The following is a 19,209-nucleotide window of genomic DNA, read 5'->3' on the forward strand; positions in this document are numbered from 1 at the left end:
GATCGAGGAAGAGATCGAGGAGTTCAGGAGGGGTTTGGATTCCGGTGAAGACCTGCATGGGCCGGTCATGGGGGGAGAAGACGAAGCCCGCTGGCACATCCAACTCCAAGTAGCACACGTACTGCTCAATGAAGGTGTTATTTCCCTGGATGACCTTGAGGGGATAGGGGCCGTCGTTGAAGGAGCGGGCGGTGACATCTACCTTCCCTTGTCCCCCAATGACTGGATCATCGGTCATTCAAGCAAGGGGAACGAACTCATCGGTGCCATTAGCGAGGCCTTGAGTGAAACGCATCCGGAAGTAGATGTCGAGAAAGTCATCGAAACTTACACGACCGGCTACAAGGAGAGTATGCAAGAAAGGGACGTGAATAGGTATTGATGATGGTGAAGGTTTTGGTGTCGATGTCGGGCTTCAAGAAAAAACTCGCTTCCGTTTCTATCGTTCTGCTTGCTGCTTCAGCGTGTTCTGGTTCCCCCATCTCGGTGTCCGGGGCAGTGGAAATAGACCATCGAACGGCCGGGGATCTGGGACTTGAGGGCGGAGGATCCCTTGAAAGCATTCAGGAATTCGAGGAGTTGAGAAGCACCCGGGACAACCAGGGAGAGAGGCTGGTGCGGCGGGACGATCATGCCATCGCGGTGACTGGCCGGGGGGTGGTCGGTGTAGGGCCTGACGGCCGAGAGCGCTGGCGATACCTGGTATCCGAAGATGTCGAGGTGGGTTTCCCCCGGGGAACAGATGCGATCGTCCTTGTTCACCCGGTCGAAGAAAACTCTTCAAGAATGACTGAAGTCGTTCTGGACCCCGAAAACGGGGAGATTGCTTTCTCTTCCGAGATATTCTCAAAGAACCCGCCGGATCCGGAGCTGGGGAACACGGAAACGCGTATCACTGTTCAGGATGGAGTGTCTGCGCAAATTCGTGAGGAATCCGGCGAATCCTGGACGGCCGACCTGGGGGCCTGGTGTGGTGGAACCGATGCCTCGGCCGCAGATTTCACTCTGGCCTCCGACGCGGAGCGACTTTATCTGTCCATTCTCTGTGGCTCCGGGGCGGACGGGCGGCTGGTCGCTCTCTCTCTGGAGACCGGTGAGATGGTATGGGAGGGTTTCTTCGATGGAGGAGAGGCCGCGCCAGAGGTCTTCATCGTTGACTCCACCGACCCGGACGGTCCCGAGAGGGACATCGTTCAACGGGTCCTGCAAGGCGAATTCTCTGGCGGGTATCGCTACGTGGAATCCGGTGATGGGAATCCGTACACCCCTGAGTCGCTGACCGTTGCACCCGTGATCCAGCATCTGTCACTTCCGGAAGAGAACGAGATCCCCAAGGTTTTCCTCATGGGAACCGAGACGAACTTGGAAGCCTTCGCCGTACACGGAGCGGCCTCCCTGCTCATGGATCAGGGTCTTCTCACCTTCGACGCCATCGATGATGTCGCATATGCCGAAGAGAACGGAGTTCCGCGCTTCTACACTCCCATGGAGGATGTGCAGTTCTTCAGCGACGTGACCCGGAACGGAATCGTGGATGCGTTGCGCTCCATAGAAGGCTGAGAACCGACACCATCCCGCCGGTCAGCCCCGGACCGGCGGACAACCACACTTGCAGTCCTTGTCATCCTGGTTCTCGAAGCTGAAGGACCAGGGCGGCCCGGTGATCTCCTCGGTCCGGTCAGGGCGGCCGGGTAGGTGGCGCAGGACGCTCCAGCTCTTGAACCGGACGATCCCCTTCCAATAGGTGAGCGGAGATCGGCGTGCCCGGAGTCGGCGTCCTTCTTCCACTGCGTCCTGCCACGACTCGTGCACGGGCAGAACACCACGGCAGGGAGCCCGACGCACCCCGTACCGCCCAAGCCGGCCAGACCTGCGGCCTCGACGTGCTCGGCGATCTGCCACACCCACGCCTCGGATTTCATGCACTGCCCCGGGCGGTGACCAGGAGGTCAACAGCGGTTCCTCCGTTGGGTGCGGACGTCGTCTGGACGTTCCATGCCGTGCTACCTGTGCTCGCCCGAGGAGAACGGCCGGTCGGGCGCTATGCGGTCGCAGGCGACGAGGGTGCCATCCACGATCACGTGTCCCGGCTCTTTCGGAAGTCACGAGGCCGCCTCGGGCACAGGGTGGGCGTCCGCAGGGTGAGCAGTCGGTGGTCTTCCGCACGTGCCGTCAGGTCGCCCGGTACGCGGGCGTCCAACCCCTCGAAGTCGCTGGACCTGGCCCGGATCAGGGCGGAGATGGCGTCGGTGGTGTGCGGGGTGAGGGGGAGATCGAAAGAAGCCACGGGGGTCCTCATCCGGAAAGCGGCCAGGGGAGGGTAGGGGCGATTCGGGTCAGTAGAAGTCGACGTTGCCCGGGCCGGAAGGCGGGTGCCGGGCGGCGGTGGACAGCTCCTCGGAGCCCTCCGGGTCGTTGAGGACGATCTCGCCTGCCCCCGCCTGGACGTCGTCGGCCAGTTGCGGTCCGTGGCCCTGGACCTCCACTAACCCCTGGAGGTGACACTCGTGGAAGGACCGCCACCCCGCCTTGACCTCCTCCTCGCCCGCCACCCGGATCGCGTCGTCGATCGTCAGCTCGAACGCGCCGGTCAGCCCGGCCATAGCCGTGGCGAGTGCCTCGGCGTCCTCACCGCCCTGCCGCGCCTCGTTCGGATTCGCACCGATCCCACTGCTCATACGAGATGTGACCTTGCCAAGGGGGCGGTACAGCCTCTCGTGAACCTTGTGTCGCCAGACTCCTGTCTGTCGCCATAAGTTTTCGCCCCGCACTGAGGGCAATGGATTCGCCCCGGTGGGTTATGGGTTGCGACCTGAGTTCCCCGTGGAACCGGTGACCGCCTTGGGCCAACCGCGGACACACGGTGTGGCCTTCGTCAGGCTGGGGCTCGACGGTAGGGTGCCGGCTGGTCTTCGTGAAGCGGCAGGAGCGGTGTCCTCGGCTGCGACGAGATCCCCTCTGCCGAGTGCTTCTCCCCTATCGGGAACACCGAAGGCGTCCGGAGTGGTGTGCAGGTGCTCATCGGCCCTCCCCACACCGGGTGCCGCACGGTCGGGCTGCGCACTCTGGGCACGCTGCCGCAAGCTGACGGACTCCGCGAGTTCCGCACGCCCGACTGGGACGAGCCCGATATGGACCGCATTCCCGTCGACCCCCGGTACGGCTACCTGCTCGACCTCACCGGCACCGGCGAAGCGCTCCCCCGAACGGTTCGCCGATGACCTGGCCCGGTATGCCAAGGAGGCGGTGGCCCAAGAGCACGGACCGCTGCTCTTCATCCTCGGACACGACGAGGTGGGCAGGAAACTCTCCCGGATCGGCGACCGGGACGGGGTCGTCATCAGGGAGCACCGGCGTCCGGACGCGGTGGACGTGGCCAAGCGCAGGATCAGGACCTCCGACAGGCCCGACCGGTGGCAACGGGAGAAGTGGGTCGACGACCCGGAGGGGGTCTTCCGCGGACTGGTGGCGCCTGAAGCCCTTCCTGCCCGAGGAGTCGCCCTCGCCGAGGCCGTACTGCAAGCGGCCGACAAGAACGACACGAACGTGCCGGGCTCCTTCTCGAACTGGCAAGAACTGATCCAGGGCTGGTTCTCCACCGATGTGCGGGGGAGAACCCCAAAGGCGCCGAGGTCAGGAGCTTGCGCATCGCTGCCTCCTTCCTCGACGGCCAGCCGGCCACCACAGTCTGGCCGCCCCCGACGACCGGGCACGCGGCCTCGCCGCAGACCCGACCCTGCGAGACGGTCGCGTCTACATCACCGACGACGGCCGAAAGGGGGTCGACCTCGCGCTGATCCGTTACCTCTGGGACCGCCGGCGTTCTGTCGCGGACCGGCTCGCCGGGTGGCTGACCGAGATCAGTGCTCCCGGCGGGGTCGCCGGAGACTGCCTGGACCGGCTCTCGGAGGTACTGGCCGAGGTCGCGGTGGCGCGGGGGAGCGCGACGGTTCTCTCCCTGTTGGAGGAGTGGTTGAAGCAGGACGCACCGCAGCGGATGGCCTTCGTGGTCGACGTCCTCCAGAAGCTCACCCAGCACGAGGACCTCGGACCGCGGGTGCGCGTGGTGGACCTGCGCAACTGGGCCAAGGGTTCGGGTACCCCGGAACGGCAGCGGGCCGTCATCGGGGTGTGCCGGGGGCGGTTCGGGGAGCAGTACCCCGAACAGGCGCTGATGCGACTGCGCTACGTCGTACAGACCGCCCGGGACCCAGAGTTGCGCCGGGAGGCCGTGGCCGCCGTGGCCGAGCGCTTCGAACCCGGACGGCATGAGCGGCCGGCGGCACTGAAGGTCCTGGTCGACTGGATCGAGGACGAGCGGACCGTTCTCGACGGCGGACTCCTCTTCCTCGACCTGTTCGGGGGCATTCCGAACGCCGACGGGGGCGCCGGGCCCGATCCGGCGCGCGGGCTGCTCACCCCCGCCGGTGATGAGGGGGAGCAGGCTCTGCTGCTGTTCCGGAGGGCGTGGACGTGCATATGGCGTCAACCGGCGCTGCGCCAGAACGCGAGCCACGTACTGGCTCTGTGGGCCGCCGCCGTGGAGAAGGGGGAGGTCCCGTTCGACAGGGGGCTTTCTGTGCTCTCGGTCGTGTCCGAATCCGCAGAGATCGACGAGGACGTCGATCGTGTCATCACGGTGCCCGGGAGTGTGGGGATCCGGCTCCGCAGGGGCTTCTGGAAGAAGCCGCGCGATGGGGCGCGACCCGACGGAGAGCGTGCGGATGTTCCGTCGTAGGAGGCCCACGGGCCCGGTCCCGGGATCGCCGTCGTTCGACCGCGTGCGCACGGCGCGCGTGGACAGTGCCGACGCCGGGCTGTACTTCGAGGCGTCCCTCTCCTACGGGTGGACGCTCGAAGAGGGCGCCGGTCCCATCCTGCACCCCGACGAGGTGGCCCGCAGCCTCCTCCTCGGGGCCGTCCGCGCCGCGACGGCCGAGCACCCGGTCCTGCACGTCGACGAGGCCCAGAGCGCGGCCAACAGGGAACTCTCGCGTGAGATCACCACCGATGACCGGATCACCGTCGTCGGGCACGTGCGCCTGGGGATCTCGGCGGACACCGAGGCGCGGGCCCGTGCCCGCCACTTAGCGGCCGAACGCGTGCGCCGGGAGGAGGACGAACGGATCATGCGACTCCAGGTGCTGCGCGAGCGGGTGCTGTCCCAGGACCTGGGCCTGGTGTGGTGGCTGGAACGGAACGGGACATCGCAGGGGGCGGCCGGCCCGGCGCAGTGGACCAGGGAGCTCATCGAGAGCCACGGGGAGCTGGTCGCCGCACTGCGTCGCGAACACGCCGTCACGGAGACGCGGGAAGATGCGCTGTTGAGAGCCCGGGTCGACGAGGCCCTGGCCCTGGTGGCGGACCCCGAGACCGCCGCGCGCTTCGCCCGCCACCTGGGTGACTACATCGCCCACATCCCCGCCCGACCCTCTGATGAATGAGGCGTGCGATCCGTCCCCGGCCGTCCACGACGGCTGACATCATGGCGGAAAGCCGTGTGCTCACCCCGCTCCCGCAGTATCGCCCCCACCCCCGAGTGCACAGGAGACCCGGTGCAGTCCAACACCTACAGTCCGACCGCGATCTTCGGCAGCCACACCCGGTACGTCGTCCCCCTCTTCCAGCGGCCCTACGTCTGGAACCGCGACGAGCAGTGGGAACCGCTCTGGCAGGACGTGCGATCGGTCGCCGAGCGCCTGCTGGAACCCCAGGTCCTGATCGCCCCTCCGGCACCGCACTTCCTCGGGGCCGTGGTCCTGGACCAGCAGAGCATCCCCACCGGGTACATCGCGGTGCGCCGGGTCATCGACGGGCAGCAGCGGCTGACCACCCTACAGCTCCTCCTGGACGCGGTGCGCAGGGTCGTCCGGTCGCACGGCCTGCCCGCTGACGAGCCGGCGCTGAGGATCCTGGTGCGCAACGAGGCCCAGATCGCCGGGGACTCTTCCGAGATCTTCAAGGTCTGGCCGACCGATCGGGACCGGGACGGCTTCCGGGCGGCGATGGGGGAGGAGGAGGTCCCCGGCCAGGAGGACTCCCCCCTGGTGCGGGCGCACGACTTCTTCGTCGAGGAGATCACCCGCTGGGCCCTGGACGACGGTGAGGGGGCGCCCGGCGGGTCCCCTCAGGAGCGGCTGACCACTCTGGTGCGCACGGTCCGCGACCACCTGCGCCTGGTCGTCATCGACCTCGAACCCGGGGACAACGCCCAGGTCATCTTCGAGACCCTCAACCACCGCGGCAGCCCGCTGCTGGCCGCCGACCTCATCAAGAACCTGCTGTTCCAGGTCGCGGAGCAGCAGGGCGCCGACGTCGAGGGCCTGTACCGGGACCACTGGGCGCCGCTGGACGGCGACCGGTGGCGGGAGGAGGTCAGCCAGGGGCGGCGCAAGCGCCCCCGGATCGACATGTTCTTCCAGGCGTGGCTGACCATGCGACTGCGCCGTGAGGTCCTCCAGGACCGGCTTTTCGTGGAGTTCCGGGAACTGCTGGCCACCGGGGGGCCGACGGCCGCCGCCCTGATGGAGGAGATCGCCGCCGACGCAGGGGTGTACCAGGGCATGGCGGACGCCCCGTACCACTCCGTCGAGGGCCTCTTCCACTACCGGGTGGTCCGGGCCCTGGACACCGCGGTCGTGGCGCCGTTGCAGCTGTGGCTCATGCGCTGGGACGAGACGGACATGCCCGAGGAACAGCGGCACCTGGCACTGGGGGCGCTGGAGAGCTGGATCGTGCGCCGCTCCCTGTGCCGGGCGACGGTCAAGGACATCAACCGCCTGATCGTCGTCCTCCTCAGGGCCGCGCACGAGGCGGGCCCCGGGCAGGCGGGCACGGCGGTGCTCCGGGAGCTGGAGCGGCAGACCGCCTCCTCCCGGTACTGGATCGACGACGAGCAGTTGCGCACGATCCTTCGGACCGCACCGCTGTACCGGCAGCTCACCCGACCCCGCATGCGCATGGTCCTGGAGGCGGTGGAGGACTCCCTGCGCGGGCCGTGGGGCGAGGGGCAGCCCTGTCCACGCCAGCTCACCGTCGAGCACGTGATGCCCCAGCAGTGGGCGGAGCACTGGGGCGAGGACGTGTTCGGTGATCCGGAGGCGGAGCGGACCAGGGAAGAGCACGTTCACGTCCTGGGCAACCTGACCCTGGTCAACGACAAGCTCAACCCCGCATTGTCCAACCGCCCCTGGACCGACGGGACCACGGCGGCGCGGGGGATCAACGGCAAGGGCAAGCGGTCGCTGCTGCTGGGGTACAGCACCCTCAAGCTCAACGCGCTCCTGGCCGTCGGCCACGAGAAGGAGTGGACCGAGGCGGACATCGACCGCCGCACCGAAGAACTCGTCGACCACATCGTCCGGATCTGGCCCCGGCCCGAGCAGGAGGGGCCGGGTACCGCGGTGGTCACGGAGAACACCGCTGTGGGGGAGGGGCACGGGACCGCCGGTGGGAGCACCGCCGCCGCCGACCACCACGGCAAGTACCGGGAGCTGTGGCGCTGGCTGCGGGACCAGGACGGCGACCGGATCCCGATGGACTTCGCCGAGGTGGCCGAGGCGACCGGGGTCCCACTGCCCGATTCGGCCTACGACCATGTACCTCACTGGCACTCCTACGAGGGGAGCGCCCTGTGCAGGGCCATTCGCGACGCCGGTTGGCGCGCAACGAAGGTGAACCTCAACACCAGGACCGTCTGCTTCGTCCGCTCCGACCCGGAGGGGTGACCTCGGATCCGCGTCCGATGCTGCGGAGGGCCCCTCGACCAGGGCGTTCGATCTCGATGTAACCGACATGGCTGTGCGGCCCCGGCCCGACCCCGGACAGGTCCACGCCGTAGTCCGGCCTCGCCCGCGGCCAGGGCAGGCGCACTTCCCCGCAGACGACGACCGGCAGCCCCATCGCCGCCCCGAGAACCTGGATGAGGTTCTTCACCGGGGCGCGCAGCTGGTCCTCCTCGGCTCCGCCCCGGCGCAGTACATCGGTGACCTCACTGACGAAGCCGCACATCAGTCCGTCGACGGTCCCGGGAGAAAGAGAGATGCGTTCTCGGGAGTTCGTGCGGGAGGGCGGACATATCGAACCTCCGAGGGGCGAAGAATCGGCACCTGATCCAAGGAGACGATTCGAGCTTGACATCGGTCGAACCTTCTCTTTCCCGGAGATCAGGGTGATCGCTTCTGTGAAGGATTCTCTTCGAGTGTCCGGTGGGGGGAACAGGCGGGCGGGGTCAGATCAGGCCGTGGTCGCGTGCGTGGACCGCGGCGTGGGTCCGGTCCCGCAGGCCGAGCCGGGTCAGGATGCGGGAGAGGTGGTTCTTGACGGTGCCCTCACTGAGGTGGAGGGCACCGGCGATCTCACGGTTGGTCGCGCCCCCGGCGACGAGCCGCAGCACCTGGACCTCACGGTCGGTCAGCGCGCCCCCGGATCGGGGGACGGCGTCCTCGCGCGCATCGCCGACCGGAGGGGCCGGGCGGGCCAGGGCGGCGGCCAGGCGCTGCACGGCCGAGGGGTCGAACTGGGCCACACCCGCGTGCGCCAGCCGCACGGCCTCGGCCAACTCCCGTGCCGGAAGGTCCTTGAGCAGGTAGCCCGACGCACCGGCCTGGAGCGCCCGCACGACGTACTCCTCGTCGTCGAAGGTCGTGAGCATCACGATCCGGCAGTCGGGCGCCCGGTGCCGGAGCACACCGACGGCCTCGACCCCGTCCATCTCCGGCATCCGCACGTCCATCAGCACCACGTCGGGTCGCAGGGCGAGGGTCTTCTCGACGGCGTCCCCGCCGTCCACGGCGGTGCCGACGACGGTGATACCCGGCTGGATGCCGAGCAGCGACGCGATGCCCTCGCGGACCAGCCGCTGGTCGTCGACGACCAGGACGCCCACCGGCCGGGCATCGGGCACACCCCCGTCCCCGCTCGCCGCGCGCTGGTCCTGACCGCTCCCGGGGTTCATCCCTGTTGCCCGTCGTCCACGGACGCCCCCGGCGCACCGATCCTCTCGCGGACGCCCACGTCCGCGCACGGCCGAACGTCGCCGCGGGGGACCGTCACCGTCACGCGGGTGCCCTCCCCCGGCACGCCGTGCAGGTCCACGCGCCCTCCGACGAGCGCGGCCCGCTCCCGCATACCCGCCAGCCCGACGCCGGGGGAGCGGGTGAGGAGGTCGGGCGGCGCCGTGGGCGGTCCGACGCCGTCGTCCTGGACCACCAGCCGCGCCTCCACGGCGTCGAAGACCACCGTCACCGACACGAGCCCGGCCCCGGCGTGGCGGCGGGCGTTGGTCAGCGCCTCCTGGCAGGCACGGTAGAGCGTGGTCAGCGCAGCCTCTCCGAAACCGTCCTCCTCCCCGACGACGGACAGGGTGACGGCCGGCCGCCCCCGGTCGGCGTGCCGCACCAGATCGGCCAGAGCGGGGCGGATCCGGAATCCGGCTTCTCCGCCGCGCAGGGCCCGCACCGAGTGGCGTACGTCCTCCAAGGCCCGCCGGGCCGACCCCCGGGCGTCGGCCAACGCCTGCCCCGCGGCCGCCGGGTCGCGGTCGCGGAACTCCGCCGCCTTCTCCAGCTGGACCGCGATCGCGGTGAGGTGGTGGCCGAGACCGTCGTGGATGTCCCTCGCCATCCGGTTGCGCTCGGCCGTCGCCGACAGCTCCGCGACCTGGTCGGCGTAGGCGGTGAGCCGGGCGTGGGACTCCTCCAGGTCGCCCAAGGCCTCCTCCAGGCGTCTGCGCCCCTGCTGTTCGCGGACCGCGATCCCCGCCATGGCGATGGCCAGCACCAACCCCACGGAGAACATCAGGACGTCGGAGACGTAGGTGGCGTCGGTGTACCAGCCGGGGACCCAGAGCGCGTGTCCGCCGAGCAGCAGGAGAAGGCACAGGGCCCCCAGCGTCAGGCTCGCCGCTCGGCCGAAGGCCAGGTAGGCGGAGAAGGGCACCAGGACGAACAGCACCCGCGACAGGCCCGAGGGGTCGAGCGCGGCCACCGCCACGAACAGCGTCGGCCGTACGGCGAAGAACGCGATCGCCGGACCGGTCGGGGTGCGCACGGGGAAGAGGCGACGCTCGACGAACTCCAACGCGAACAGCAGCGCGACGCAGGCCGTGAAGCCGACCACGCGGACCGGTGCCACCGGACCGTCGCCGCCCAGGTCGGCGATCGCGTAGTACAGGCCGGCGAACCCCACGACGCCGTAGACCACGGCCGACACCCAGGGCACGGCCCGCCCCGGCGGAGCGTCGCCCCGCCCGGTGACCGCGGCTTCGCTCATCCGCCCACCCTCCCGTGCCCGTACGCCGTGGGCGGCGCCCACACGGACGAGCGTAGGCGAGCGGTCCCGGTTCCGGGAGGTCCGATCCGTGTCCGTGGGCGGCGGGCGCCGAGTGTGGCCGACCGGCACGTGCCGGTCGGGCGGAAGTGTGGTCGACCGGTACTTCCGGGTGCCCTACCGCCGTTCCTAGGGTCGCATCACCCGGTGCCGCGAGCCGATCCGCACGCGGCGAACCCCCGACCGCAGGAGGACCTCACATGTACTCGTCAGCACTGTTCCGCACGAGCGCCGTTCTCGGCGTGCTCTCCGGCGCCTTCATGGCCGGTCCGGCCGCCGTCGAGGCCGTGACCGGCGAGACGGCCCTGACCGGTTTCTTCCTCGGTCTGTCCCCGTCGCTGGCCGTTCCCCTGCTCGTGGCCCTGTACCTGGGGCAGAGCCGCGCCGCCGGAGTGTTCGGCGCGGTGGCCTATGTGGTGAACCTGCTGGGTCTCGGTCTGTTCGGCGCTGTCGCCTTCAGCCTGAACATCATGCTGTACCACCTCGACGGGGCGGTCCTCGCGGAACTCATGGGCGGCGTGGCGGGCCCGATCGTGCTCGGCTCGGCCGTCGTCTTCGCCCTCGGTTCGGTGCTGTTCGGTGTCTCGATGGTGCGCGCCCGCGTCCATCCGCGCGTCCCCGCCTGGGCGTACACGGTGTTCCCCGCCGCGCTCGCGCTCGCGGCGCCCCTTCCCGACTCGCCGCTGACCCTCGGGATCCATGTGGTGGCCGGTGCGTCGCTGGTCTGGCTCGCGGTGTCGCTGTGGTCGAAGACTCCGCTGCCCGGCACCACCGATCCCGGGGCGCTGAGCGTCGCGGAGTCGGCAGCGCCGGACTCCTCGGCCGTTCCGGGGACCGCGGGCTGAGCGAACGTCGGTCGGAAGGCCGATCGCCTGCCCGGTGCCCACTCGGCCGTCCACCCCGTCCGGGCCGGTGCCGCCGAGCGGAGCACCCCGGGTTCCGACACGGCCGGGCCCGGTGCGGGCGGGTTCCGAACCCGTCCGCACCGGGCCCGGGTCAGCGGCCCACAGGGGCGAAGTCGCGCGAGGCGAGGAACTCCGGGCGCGGGGAGGGCGCGCTGAACGGCTTCACGCAGGCGTTCTCCACGCTGTTGAACACGATGAAGACGTTCGAGCGCGGGTACGGCGTGATGTTGCCGCCCGAGCCGTGCATGCAGTTGGAGTCGAACACGGTCACCCCGCCCGCCGGACCGGTGAGCACGTCGATGCCGTGCCGGCCGGACAGGCGGGACAGGGACGCCTCGTCGGGGGTGCCCACGTGCTGGCTCCTCAGCGAGGCCCGGTAGTGGTCCTCCGGGGTCTCGCCCACGCACGAGACGAACGTCCGGTGCGAGCCGGGCATGATCATCAGCGCGCCGTTGTGCGTGAAGTTGTCGGTCAGGGCCACCGAGAAGCTGCACGCCCGCATCCTGGGCATGCCGTCCTCGGCGTGCCAGGTCTCGAAGTCGGAGTGCCAGTAGAACGAGCCGCCGCCGAAGCCCGGCTTGTAGTTGACACGGCTCTGGTGCACGTACACGTCCGAGCCGAGGATCTGACGCGCGCGCTCCACCAGACGGGGGTCGTTCACCAGGTCGGAGAACACCGTGCTGATCTTGTGCACGTCGAACACCGAGCGCACCTCCTCGGAGGAGGGCTCGACGATCAGGCGTTCGTCGCCGCGCAGCGCGGGGTCGCGGGCGAGCCGGTCCAGTTCGGCCCGGTAGGCGGTGACCTCGGCGTCGCTGACGAAGGCTTCGATCTGTGTGTAGCCGCGACGCTCGTACCCTTCGAGTTCCCGGGAGGAGAAGGGTCCGTCGCCGGAGCCCCAGACGGTGGGGTCCTTGCGGTCCAGCAGCGCTGGTTCGGGGGTTTTGCGGGTCGGGTACTCGTCCGCGGTCGATGCCGGAAGATCCATCTGCAGAGTCATGGCCGAATCCCCTGGCGGGGTCTCATCCTCTCCGAGGTCGACGGTTTTTCCTGCCGAAACGTGAACCTAACAAAGAGGAGAGGCTTCTCGATCCGTGCCCGGGGGACTGTGTGTTTGTCGGATGATCTGCCGGGTAGGGCCCGATTACTCTATGGGGAGAAGTTCTTCGTGGAGGCTTTCGTCCATGCCCCCTGGTATCTACTCCACGGGAAATGAACCGGTTTACCTGCGAAAATCACCCGGGGTGCGGAGTGTGCCGCCTCGGGTCATCACCCCAGCTCGTCGCGGTGCGGGATGCGGATCGGACGGCTCGATGCGGCGATGCGGAATCGTGTTGTGCTCTGGTTCACATCAATCTGATTCAGCTTGTGGTGCAGAATCTCTGTCCGCCGTTCGGTTCTTCGTGACACCTCCGCTTTTCTCCACGAAGTCGGTGGAGCGACCCTTGTCGCTGTTCGTCGGCGGCTTTCTCCTGCGGTTCTCGCGGATCGGAGTCCGGGCACGGGCCGCCGTTCCCCGAGGTGCGCCGGGGCTCCCTCCCGGCATCGCCGTGTCGGCGGTATGTGGTTGTCTCGTCCCATGGGTGTCGAGATCGAGCGGTTCCTGCGATTGGTGAAGGCGCTACCGGAGTGCGAACAGCGGCAGGGGGACGAGTACACGACGTTCCGCGTGCGAGGGAAGCCGTTCGGCTACCTGTGGCCGCGCACCGCCACGGTGGGGCTGAAACAGACCCTGCTGGAGCAGACCGCCCTCGTGGCCGAACGTCCCGAGGTGTTCGAGGTGCAGTTCACCGCGGGCGGGTTCGGGTGGGTGGTCGTCCACCTCGACGGGATCGACCTGGACGAGCTGAGCGAGCTCGTCCTGGAGGCCTGGTTCCTGACCGCGCCGGAGGACCTGCACACCGCTCAGCCCACCCCCGGGGAGCTGGTCCAGGCCTGACGGTCGGGGTGGGCGGTGGCCGTCACCGGGGGGCGGGGACCACGCGCAGGGCGGGGCGGTCCCGGTCCCGGCGGACTCCGGTGCCGCCTCCCCCGCCGGTCCGGGCGGTGAAGGACAACCCGAACACGAGGGAGTCGAGCTCCGAGAGCGGGATGCGCAGTTCCTCGGCCACCCTTCCCGGCGTGGTGCCCCTGCCACGGAGCAGCGAGAACACCTTGGGCAGGAGCTGGGAGGTCTCGCGGGCGATCCCGTCCGGCTCGGCGGTGCGGTACCCCATCTCCGCCAACCGGCGGCAGGTGGACCGGTACTGCCAGTCGGTGAGCAGTTCCAGGTCGTGCAGCCGGTGGGTCAGCGCCATGGCGGAGACCCGCCAGATCGACTTGGCCTTGAGGATCTGGTCGACCTGGGCCCCCGCGGGCATGCGGGCCACGACGTCGTCCCGGGGCATGAGGAAGGCGCTGGCGAACCGATTGGCCTCCCGCTCGGCCTCCGGGCCGCCGAGCGGCCGTTCGTCCCCGTGCATGACCAGATGGCCGAGTTCGTGCGCGCAGTCGAAGCGCCCGCGCTCACCGCTCTTGCCGGTGTTGAGGAAGACGTAGGGCACCGCGTCGCGCCAGAAGCCGAACGCGTCCACCTCGTGGTGCTCGGTGTCCAGGGAGAACACGCGGATGCCCTGTGCCTCCAGGAGGTGCACCGTGTTCGGGGTCGCGGTGTCGCCCAGCTCCCACAGCGCGCGCACCGTCTCCGCCGCGTCCTCTGGGGAGGGCCTGCCGTAGGTGGGGACGTTCGAGGCGGGCAGGGAGAAGTGCCCGCCGAGCCAGTCGTTGAACTCGATCGCCAGCGCGGCCTGGGAGCGGACGGCCTTCTGTTTGCGCATCGAGGTCTTGGTCCGGGCCCGGAACGCGACCGCCTCGGAGGCCACCTCCTCGACCTCGTCCGCGGCGAAGAACCCCACCGGGAAGCCCAGGGCGTCGGCGATCCTCCCCAGCGTCTCCTCGGTGGGAACGGCTCGGGCGTTCTCGTAGTTGGACAGGCTCTGCTGCGATATCCCCGTCAGACCCGACAACCGCGTCAGGGTGAGCGCCCGGCGCTCCCGTGCGAGTCGGATGCGTGACGGCGTGACCATGGTGTGCGCTGCCCTGTCGGTTGTGGGCCCGGCGGGGCCGCCACCGGGCTGTTCGTCGCTAACGGAAGTCGACGGGGACGTCGATCGGCTCCATCCCCGCACCGCTCTCCGGGAAGACCACGCTCCCGATCGTCACTTCGGGGAACAGGATGCGGTCGTGCCAGGAGGTGATGTACCCACGCTCGTCGGGCGGGCGCGGGCGGGACAGTTCACTATGCCAGACCACGAGGTCGCTGTCGGGCACAGGCCTGCGGTGGGTCAAGAGGATCCACACCTCCAGCCCGTCCAGGTCGGAGGGTTCCGCCGGGGGCGGGAGGAGCGCCTCGGGCAGGCCGGGTAGGGAGAGTTGCTCGAACGCGGTCTCGTCCGTGAGGAGGTGGCGTCCGTTGGGGCCGCGCGGGTGCTGACTGTGCGGCACCGCGTCCGGTTTTCCGGTGTTGGCGTCGCCGCTCAGGGTCTGGAAGCCGATGGTGCGCTCGGGGTTGACGGTGAGGTCGATCTGGAGGTGGCTGACGTTCTCCCAGCCGTACCGGACCTTCTGCTCGGACCGCAGGGCGGCGAGCCGTTCGTGGTAGGCGTACTGGCCGGAGGCGGTCCTGCCGTGGCTCTCGGTCACCCGGCGCAGACCCGCCTCGCTCATGCGCAGGGCCTTCTCCATGACCGGCCAGGAGGTGCCCAGGAGGGCGAGTCGGTCGTCCCGTCGTGGGGCTTCGTGTGCGGCGATCGGCAAGGGACACCTCTCGAAGTCTGTGCACTTGAAGAAATCCTACCGCGATCGTGGTCGGATTTCTTCAAGTGGAAGGCGGAGTGGGGGCGTCGGTGCCGTCCATGATGCCCCGCGCCTCCGACGATCCGCCGCCGAACGCCGTTGACCGGGGAGGGGCGGTCCCTTCCGGATTCCGGGGCGCGGGGTCTCCGGCGATTCCGAACCTGCGAGCGGGGGACGCCCGCCCGGGTGGGACCGTCCGTGGAGACGAGAAGGTCGTCGGTCACCCGCCCGAGCGGTCGCCGCCGCCCCGGCCCGGGTCGGCCAGGCGGTTCGGAAGAAGGGTCCGGCCCGTGGGCGGCGATCATCCCGGGGCCGCCAGGGTCGACACCGCCGAGCGCCTCGCCGCGCGACCCGTCAACGAGGGGAGGGACGGGAGCCCGGGAACGCGAACCGACACCCGGGTCTTCGGCCGGATCACGGCCGATGCGGCTCTCGCGGACAGGTGTGAGGAGGACGCGATGGCGGTGGTGTGCGCGCTCGCGCGCGGCACCGGGCATCCCGGGCCGCTGCGGGAGATCGCCGCGCGAAGCGACGGTGCCCCAGGCGACCTGGCCCGGATCCCGGCCCGGGTGTGAGGGATCGGCGGCGCCGTGCTCCCGTGGGACTCGTGGCGGAGGCCGGAGGTCGCCCTTCGCCACGGGCCGTGGTCGTACGCCCTCGGTGGTCCCCGTGCCACGCGACCGGTTTCGTGCCCTCGGCCGCCGGCATGGAGCGCTATCGGGGGTGGAGGGCGACCCGGGAGGCCTCCTCCGGTTCGACCGTGCCGTTCAGGGCCGTGACCGGGGAGCGGACCCGTCGCCTCCGTCCGGTGACGGGGTGGCCGTGAGGAGGATGCCACCGTTCTCCCGGCGTCGTGCTCCGGTCAGCGGGTGTGGAAGTCCGCGAGGTCGATGGGCGGCGCGGCCGTGAACTCGACGCCGAGTTCGGGTGGCAGGGGTTCGCCCGAGGCGGCGTCGGTGCAGTGGGCGTCGAACATCTCGGCCTCGTCGAGGGGGACGAGGGTGTGGGCGGCGACCCGCCAGCCGCGGACGATCTTGACCGGGATGTCGACCCCGTTCGGGAGGGTGTGGGAGATCCGGTCGGTGAAGGTGCGCATGATCAGCGCCGCCGTTCGGCCGCCGGCGAGGGTGGTGGTCAGCCGTTCCACCACCGGGGGGTGGCCGAGGTCCCACCCTCCGTGGCGGAGGGCGATCGTGGTGGACATCGTATGGCCGGTGTGCAGGGTGAGGATGTGGTGTCGGCCGGGCAGATCCCGCAGGAGCGCGGACAACAGGATGCGGGCACGTGAGGTGAGCATGTTCTGAGTATGTGCGCGCGGATCGGGCCGGATCGGGTTGTCCACAGGGCGGATTCCGCGCACGTTGGGGCGGTCGGAATCCCCCTCCTTCGGGAGGGGGAGGAAGTCACAGCGCCAGGAACCCGACCGCGCTGGCGCCCAGGACCACCGCCCAGGCGGGCGTGCGCCACACGGCCAGCGCCACGAACGCGACGGAGGCCACCGCCATCGTGGCCGGTGAGACCACGCCCTGGGTGAAGACCGGGTCGTACAGGGCGGCGCCGAGGATCCCCACGACCGCCGCACCGGCTCCGGCCACGGCGCCACGCGCACGCGTGGCGGTGCGCAGCCGTTCCCACAGGGGCAGCGTGCCCACGAGCAGCAGCGCCGAGGGCAGGAAGATCGCGGTCAGGGCGATCGCCGCGCCCAGGAGCGGGCTCCCGGCCACGGGTGTCAGCGCGCCCAGGTAGGCGGAGAAGGTGAACAGCGGTCCGGGTACGGCCTGGGCCGCACCGTAGCCCGCGAGGAAGGACTCGTGGTCCACCCGGCCGGTGCCCACCACCTCGGCCTCCAACAGCGGCAGCACGACGTGTCCGCCGCCGAAGACCAGCGATCCGGCCCGGTAGAAGCCGTCCGCCAGCCCCACGGCGGGACCCGTGGTCAGCGCGGCGAGCACGGGCAGGCCCACCAGCAGGGCGGCGAAGACCGCAAGGCACATCACGGCGGTCCCGCGCCCCACGGGGACATCGCCGGCGTCCGCCCCGTTCTCGGGGGAACCGGTCGCGCGCAGCCAGAACAGGCCCAGCACGCCGCCCACGAGGATCGCCGCGACCTGGCTGAGGGCGGAGGGCAGCAGCAGGACCAGGACCAGGGCCACCACGGCGATCGCGGCCTGCCGTTTTCCCGCCGCCAGGCTGCCGGCCATGCCCACCACGGCGTGGGCGACCACGGCCACCGCAGCCGCCTTCAACCCCAGCAACCAGCCGGCCCCCGGCTCGGCGCCCACGGCCTGCACGCCCAAGGCGAAGGCCACCAGCAGCACCGCCGAGGGCAGGGTGAAGGCCACCCAGGCCGCGGCCATCCCCGCGTATCCGGCCCGGCGCAGGCCGATGGCCATACCGGCCTGGCTGGAGGCGGGGCCGGGCAGGAACTGACACAGCGCCACCAGGTCCGCGTAGGCCTCCTCGGTCATCCAGCGGCGCCGCACCACGAACGCCTCGCGGAAGTAGCCCAGGTGCGCCACCGGCCCGCCGAACGAGGTCGACCCCAGCACCAGGAAGGCGCGGAACACCTCGCCGGCGCTTCCGCGCCCGGTCCCGGGGCGCTCCTCCACGGTCTCCCCGCTCATCCGCGCACCCTCGGCGGAGCGGACCCCGAAGGCGTCGGTGATGAGTGCACGGTAGGGCTCCTTCTCGGGGCGACGTCCTCTGCGGACACCTGGTCCGATGTCGTCGGACGATATCGACCTGGAGCGTGGGGCCGTCGAACGGGGGCGCCGGACGCGGCCGAGGGCCTCGCTCCCCTCGTGATCGACGCGGGCGGAGCCGCCCCCGGCGCGGACGACGGTGGCCGACGAACGGCGTCGCCCCGACGTTCCCACATCGACGGGTCGGTCGAGGTGGCGTGGACACGGCACGCCACGAAATCGGAGGTGAACGATCACCTGTTGCTGGAGCCGCATGAGCGATGCCGGTCGTCGGGCAGGTCGCCCGGGGCGTGGGGAGATCACCGACCGGCACGTGTCCCCGGGGGTGCGGATCCCGGTGGCCCGCGCGTGGACGCGGCCGCCCGATGCCTTCGCCGAGGGGCGATGGCACCGGGGTGGTCAGGCGGGTTTGCGCAGGACGGTGATGCCGTCGCGGTACCTGGCGACCGTGTACTGGTCGCGCTCGCCCCACGAACGACGCTGTTCGACGACCTCCAGGCCGGCGTCGGTCGCCCAGCGGGCGAAGGCCTCGGGGGAGACGTCGGAACGGTTGCCGTCGTCGCGCCAGCGCCGCTGGCTGATCCAGCGTTGGGCGACGTGGCCCGGACGGCCGGTGCGTCGGGTCAATGGGGCCAGGCGCAGCGACCAGTCGGGCTTGCCGGCGTGGTGGACGACCGCTGTCGCCCCCGGGGCCATGACCCGGGCCATCTCTCCGAGATAGCCGGTGATGACGTCCGGGTCCAGGTGGACGAAGACGTCGAAGGACCACACGAACGCGATGGAGGCGTCGGAGACGGGGTCCATGCCGCTGTCGGCGGTGTGGTGGACGCGCAGGCCGGGGCGGTCGGCGAACCGTTCGCGGCAGTGGTCGAGGCAGGTCTCGTTGACGTCGACGATCCACACGTACGGGGAGTGGTCCAGCAGGTGCTCGGTCCATCGGCCGTGGCCGGGGCCGATCTCCAGGGAGGCGCCTCGGGAGGCGCCCGGGACGAGCAGGGCGTCGATGAGCGAGGACTTCCACTCCTCGTAGGGCTGTCCGCAGTGGGCCGCCATGAAGGACCACTCGTCGCCGTTCTTGTCCCAGGAGTGCTTTTTACCCCATGTGCTGCGATTCCATTCGACGGTGGGCATTTCTTCTCTTCCTTGTGCTTTTTCGGCTGATGCACATTTTCCTCGATGGGAGAAAGTGCGGTTCGCAGCCTACAGTCGATGAAGCGGAAAGGTGTTCTCTCTTCTTTCCCCGGTGGAATCCACCTGTTCCCACGACGCCCTGACGCGGGCTTTCGCCGCCCGGTCGGGCGGTGCGGCGTTCTGGGATCCGTGTCGTTCCGGGGCGCGCCGCCCGTGGTTCAAGGCGATCGCCGACGCCGCGCCGGTGCGCGGAGGTCGCGCGGCCAAGTCCCGCCGTCCCTTTCCGGCGGAAGAGGCGTTCACGTGAT

The 19,209-nt window shown here is 70.0% G+C and carries 20 protein-coding genes; 9 read left to right on the plus strand and 11 right to left on the minus strand.

Going from position 1 to position 19,209, the window contains the following annotated elements; all coding sequences use genetic code 11:
* Window positions 1-34 precede the first annotated feature (34 nt).
* Together PWG71_RS18080 and PWG71_RS18085 are read left to right on the plus strand one after the other, a co-directional pair.
* Complete coding sequence (locus tag PWG71_RS18080; RefSeq protein WP_274810978.1) at window positions 35-382, plus strand: hypothetical protein; 348 nt, start codon at window positions 35-37, stop codon at window positions 380-382.
* Window positions 379-1,560 carry a hypothetical protein gene (locus tag PWG71_RS18085; protein WP_274810979.1) on the plus strand — a complete coding sequence of 394 codons (1,182 nt, stop codon included), beginning with the start codon at window positions 379-381 and terminating at the stop codon, window positions 1,558-1,560. The genes PWG71_RS18080 and PWG71_RS18085 overlap by 4 nt, the downstream gene beginning before the upstream one ends.
* Window positions 1,561-2,077: 517 nt before the next feature.
* On the opposite strand, the gene PWG71_RS18090 is transcribed toward PWG71_RS18085, so the two are convergent.
* Window positions 2,078-2,287, minus strand: a complete 210-nt coding sequence (locus PWG71_RS18090; protein ID WP_274810980.1) for a hypothetical protein — start codon at window positions 2,285-2,287, stop codon at window positions 2,078-2,080.
* Window positions 2,288-2,336: 49 nt separating this feature from the next.
* Window positions 2,337-2,678, minus strand: a complete 342-nt coding sequence (locus tag PWG71_RS18095; protein WP_274810981.1) for a hypothetical protein — start codon at window positions 2,676-2,678, stop codon at window positions 2,337-2,339.
* A 336-nt stretch (window positions 2,679-3,014) separates the two neighbouring features.
* On the opposite strand from PWG71_RS18095, the gene PWG71_RS18100 reads away from it, so the two are divergent.
* The 4 genes from PWG71_RS18100 (at window position 3,015) to PWG71_RS18115 (ending at window position 7,727) form a co-directional block, all read left to right on the plus strand.
* On the plus strand, window positions 3,015-3,221 hold the full coding sequence (locus PWG71_RS18100; RefSeq protein ID WP_274810982.1) for a hypothetical protein: 207 nt from the start codon (window positions 3,015-3,017) through the stop codon (window positions 3,219-3,221).
* A gap of 380 nt (window positions 3,222-3,601) precedes the next feature.
* The gene (locus tag PWG71_RS18105; protein WP_274810984.1) at window positions 3,602-4,738 is read left to right on the plus strand and encodes a hypothetical protein; all 1,137 of its coding nucleotides are present in this window, start codon (window positions 3,602-3,604) and stop codon (window positions 4,736-4,738) included.
* A 58-nt stretch (window positions 4,739-4,796) separates the two neighbouring features.
* Entirely contained in the window at window positions 4,797-5,444 is a 648-nt protein-coding gene (locus tag PWG71_RS18110) for a hypothetical protein (RefSeq protein ID WP_274810985.1), read from the plus strand.
* Between the two features lie 111 nt (window positions 5,445-5,555).
* Window positions 5,556-7,727, plus strand: coding sequence for a DUF262 domain-containing protein (locus PWG71_RS18115; RefSeq protein ID WP_274810986.1), 2,172 nt, complete (start codon window positions 5,556-5,558; stop codon window positions 7,725-7,727).
* On the opposite strand, the gene PWG71_RS18120 is transcribed toward PWG71_RS18115, so the two are convergent.
* The 3 genes from PWG71_RS18120 to PWG71_RS18130 form a co-directional block, all read right to left on the minus strand.
* The gene (locus PWG71_RS18120; protein WP_274810988.1) at window positions 7,681-8,010 is read right to left on the minus strand and encodes a hypothetical protein; all 330 of its coding nucleotides are present in this window, start codon (window positions 8,008-8,010) and stop codon (window positions 7,681-7,683) included. The two genes, PWG71_RS18115 and PWG71_RS18120, sit on opposite strands and share 47 nt — an antisense overlap.
* 220 nt (window positions 8,011-8,230) lie before the next feature.
* On the minus strand, window positions 8,231-8,905 hold the full coding sequence (locus tag PWG71_RS18125) for a response regulator (protein ID WP_274810990.1): 675 nt from the start codon (window positions 8,903-8,905) through the stop codon (window positions 8,231-8,233).
* Window positions 8,906-8,952: 47 nt separating this feature from the next.
* Window positions 8,953-10,272 (minus strand): sensor histidine kinase, encoded by a 1,320-nt coding sequence (locus PWG71_RS18130; protein WP_274810992.1) that lies wholly within the window; start codon window positions 10,270-10,272, stop codon window positions 8,953-8,955.
* A gap of 257 nt (window positions 10,273-10,529) precedes the next feature.
* Here PWG71_RS18130 and PWG71_RS18135 point away from each other — a divergent pair, with 257 nt between their 5' ends.
* On the plus strand, window positions 10,530-11,174 hold the full coding sequence (locus PWG71_RS18135; protein WP_274810993.1) for a hypothetical protein: 645 nt from the start codon (window positions 10,530-10,532) through the stop codon (window positions 11,172-11,174).
* A 151-nt stretch (window positions 11,175-11,325) separates the two neighbouring features.
* Here the strand turns inward: PWG71_RS18135 and thpD are convergent, their stop codons facing one another.
* Entirely contained in the window at window positions 11,326-12,234 is a 909-nt protein-coding gene (gene thpD / locus PWG71_RS18140; RefSeq protein ID WP_274810994.1) for an ectoine hydroxylase, read from the minus strand.
* Window positions 12,235-12,813: 579 nt separating this feature from the next.
* Here thpD and PWG71_RS18145 point away from each other — a divergent pair.
* Window positions 12,814-13,173: an MmcQ/YjbR family DNA-binding protein gene (locus PWG71_RS18145; protein WP_274810995.1), complete on the plus strand. Its 360-nt coding sequence runs from the start codon at window positions 12,814-12,816 to the stop codon at window positions 13,171-13,173.
* Window positions 13,174-13,195: 22 nt separating this feature from the next.
* On the opposite strand, the gene PWG71_RS18150 is transcribed toward PWG71_RS18145, so the two are convergent.
* Both PWG71_RS18150 and PWG71_RS18155 read right to left on the minus strand, forming a co-directional pair.
* Window positions 13,196-14,299: a helix-turn-helix domain-containing protein gene (locus PWG71_RS18150; RefSeq protein ID WP_274810996.1), complete on the minus strand. Its 1,104-nt coding sequence runs from the start codon at window positions 14,297-14,299 to the stop codon at window positions 13,196-13,198.
* A 58-nt stretch (window positions 14,300-14,357) separates the two neighbouring features.
* Window positions 14,358-15,029 carry a hypothetical protein gene (locus PWG71_RS18155; protein WP_274810997.1) on the minus strand — a complete coding sequence of 224 codons (672 nt, stop codon included), beginning with the start codon at window positions 15,027-15,029 and terminating at the stop codon, window positions 14,358-14,360.
* A 329-nt stretch (window positions 15,030-15,358) separates the two neighbouring features.
* On the opposite strand from PWG71_RS18155, the gene PWG71_RS18160 reads away from it, so the two are divergent.
* Window positions 15,359-15,643, plus strand: a complete 285-nt coding sequence (locus tag PWG71_RS18160) for a hypothetical protein (protein ID WP_274810998.1) — start codon at window positions 15,359-15,361, stop codon at window positions 15,641-15,643.
* Window positions 15,644-15,930: 287 nt separating this feature from the next.
* On the opposite strand, the gene PWG71_RS18165 is transcribed toward PWG71_RS18160, so the two are convergent.
* The 3 genes from PWG71_RS18165 to PWG71_RS18175 form a co-directional block, all read right to left on the minus strand.
* Window positions 15,931-16,365, minus strand: a complete 435-nt coding sequence (locus tag PWG71_RS18165; protein WP_274810999.1) for a hypothetical protein — start codon at window positions 16,363-16,365, stop codon at window positions 15,931-15,933.
* A gap of 106 nt (window positions 16,366-16,471) precedes the next feature.
* A complete protein-coding gene (chrA, locus tag PWG71_RS18170; RefSeq protein WP_274811000.1) occupies window positions 16,472-17,692 on the minus strand; it encodes a chromate efflux transporter in 1,221 nt (406 codons plus the stop codon).
* Window positions 17,693-18,169: 477 nt separating this feature from the next.
* Complete coding sequence (locus PWG71_RS18175) at window positions 18,170-18,901, minus strand: class I SAM-dependent methyltransferase (protein ID WP_274811001.1); 732 nt, start codon at window positions 18,899-18,901, stop codon at window positions 18,170-18,172.
* Between the last annotated feature and the right edge of the window lie 308 nt (window positions 18,902-19,209).

It is taken from the genome of Nocardiopsis sp. N85 (genome assembly GCF_028882275.1).
GTDB lineage: Bacteria > Actinomycetota > Actinomycetes > Streptosporangiales > Streptosporangiaceae > Nocardiopsis > Nocardiopsis lambiniae.

Excerpts from the sequence above, each read along its gene's own strand:
- PWG71_RS18095 (WP_274810981.1), bottom strand. The coding sequence starts at position 2,678 with ATGAGCAGTGGGATCGGTGCGAATCCGAACGAGGCGCGGCAGGGCGGT.
- PWG71_RS18105 (WP_274810984.1), top strand. The coding sequence starts at position 3,602 with ATGTGCGGGGGAGAACCCCAAAGGCGCCGAGGTCAGGAGCTTGCGCAT.
- PWG71_RS18120 (WP_274810988.1), bottom strand. The coding sequence starts at position 8,010 with ATGTGCGGCTTCGTCAGTGAGGTCACCGATGTACTGCGCCGGGGCGGA.
- PWG71_RS18130 (WP_274810992.1), bottom strand. The coding sequence starts at position 10,272 with ATGAGCGAAGCCGCGGTCACCGGGCGGGGCGACGCTCCGCCGGGGCGG.
- PWG71_RS18135 (WP_274810993.1), top strand. The coding sequence starts at position 10,530 with ATGTACTCGTCAGCACTGTTCCGCACGAGCGCCGTTCTCGGCGTGCTC.
- thpD (WP_274810994.1), bottom strand. The coding sequence starts at position 12,234 with ATGACTCTGCAGATGGATCTTCCGGCATCGACCGCGGACGAGTACCCG.
- PWG71_RS18145 (WP_274810995.1), top strand. The coding sequence starts at position 12,814 with ATGGGTGTCGAGATCGAGCGGTTCCTGCGATTGGTGAAGGCGCTACCG.
- PWG71_RS18150 (WP_274810996.1), bottom strand. The coding sequence starts at position 14,299 with ATGGTCACGCCGTCACGCATCCGACTCGCACGGGAGCGCCGGGCGCTC.
- PWG71_RS18165 (WP_274810999.1), bottom strand. The coding sequence starts at position 16,365 with ATGCTCACCTCACGTGCCCGCATCCTGTTGTCCGCGCTCCTGCGGGAT.
- chrA (WP_274811000.1), bottom strand. The coding sequence starts at position 17,692 with ATGAGCGGGGAGACCGTGGAGGAGCGCCCCGGGACCGGGCGCGGAAGC.
- PWG71_RS18175 (WP_274811001.1), bottom strand. The coding sequence starts at position 18,901 with ATGCCCACCGTCGAATGGAATCGCAGCACATGGGGTAAAAAGCACTCC.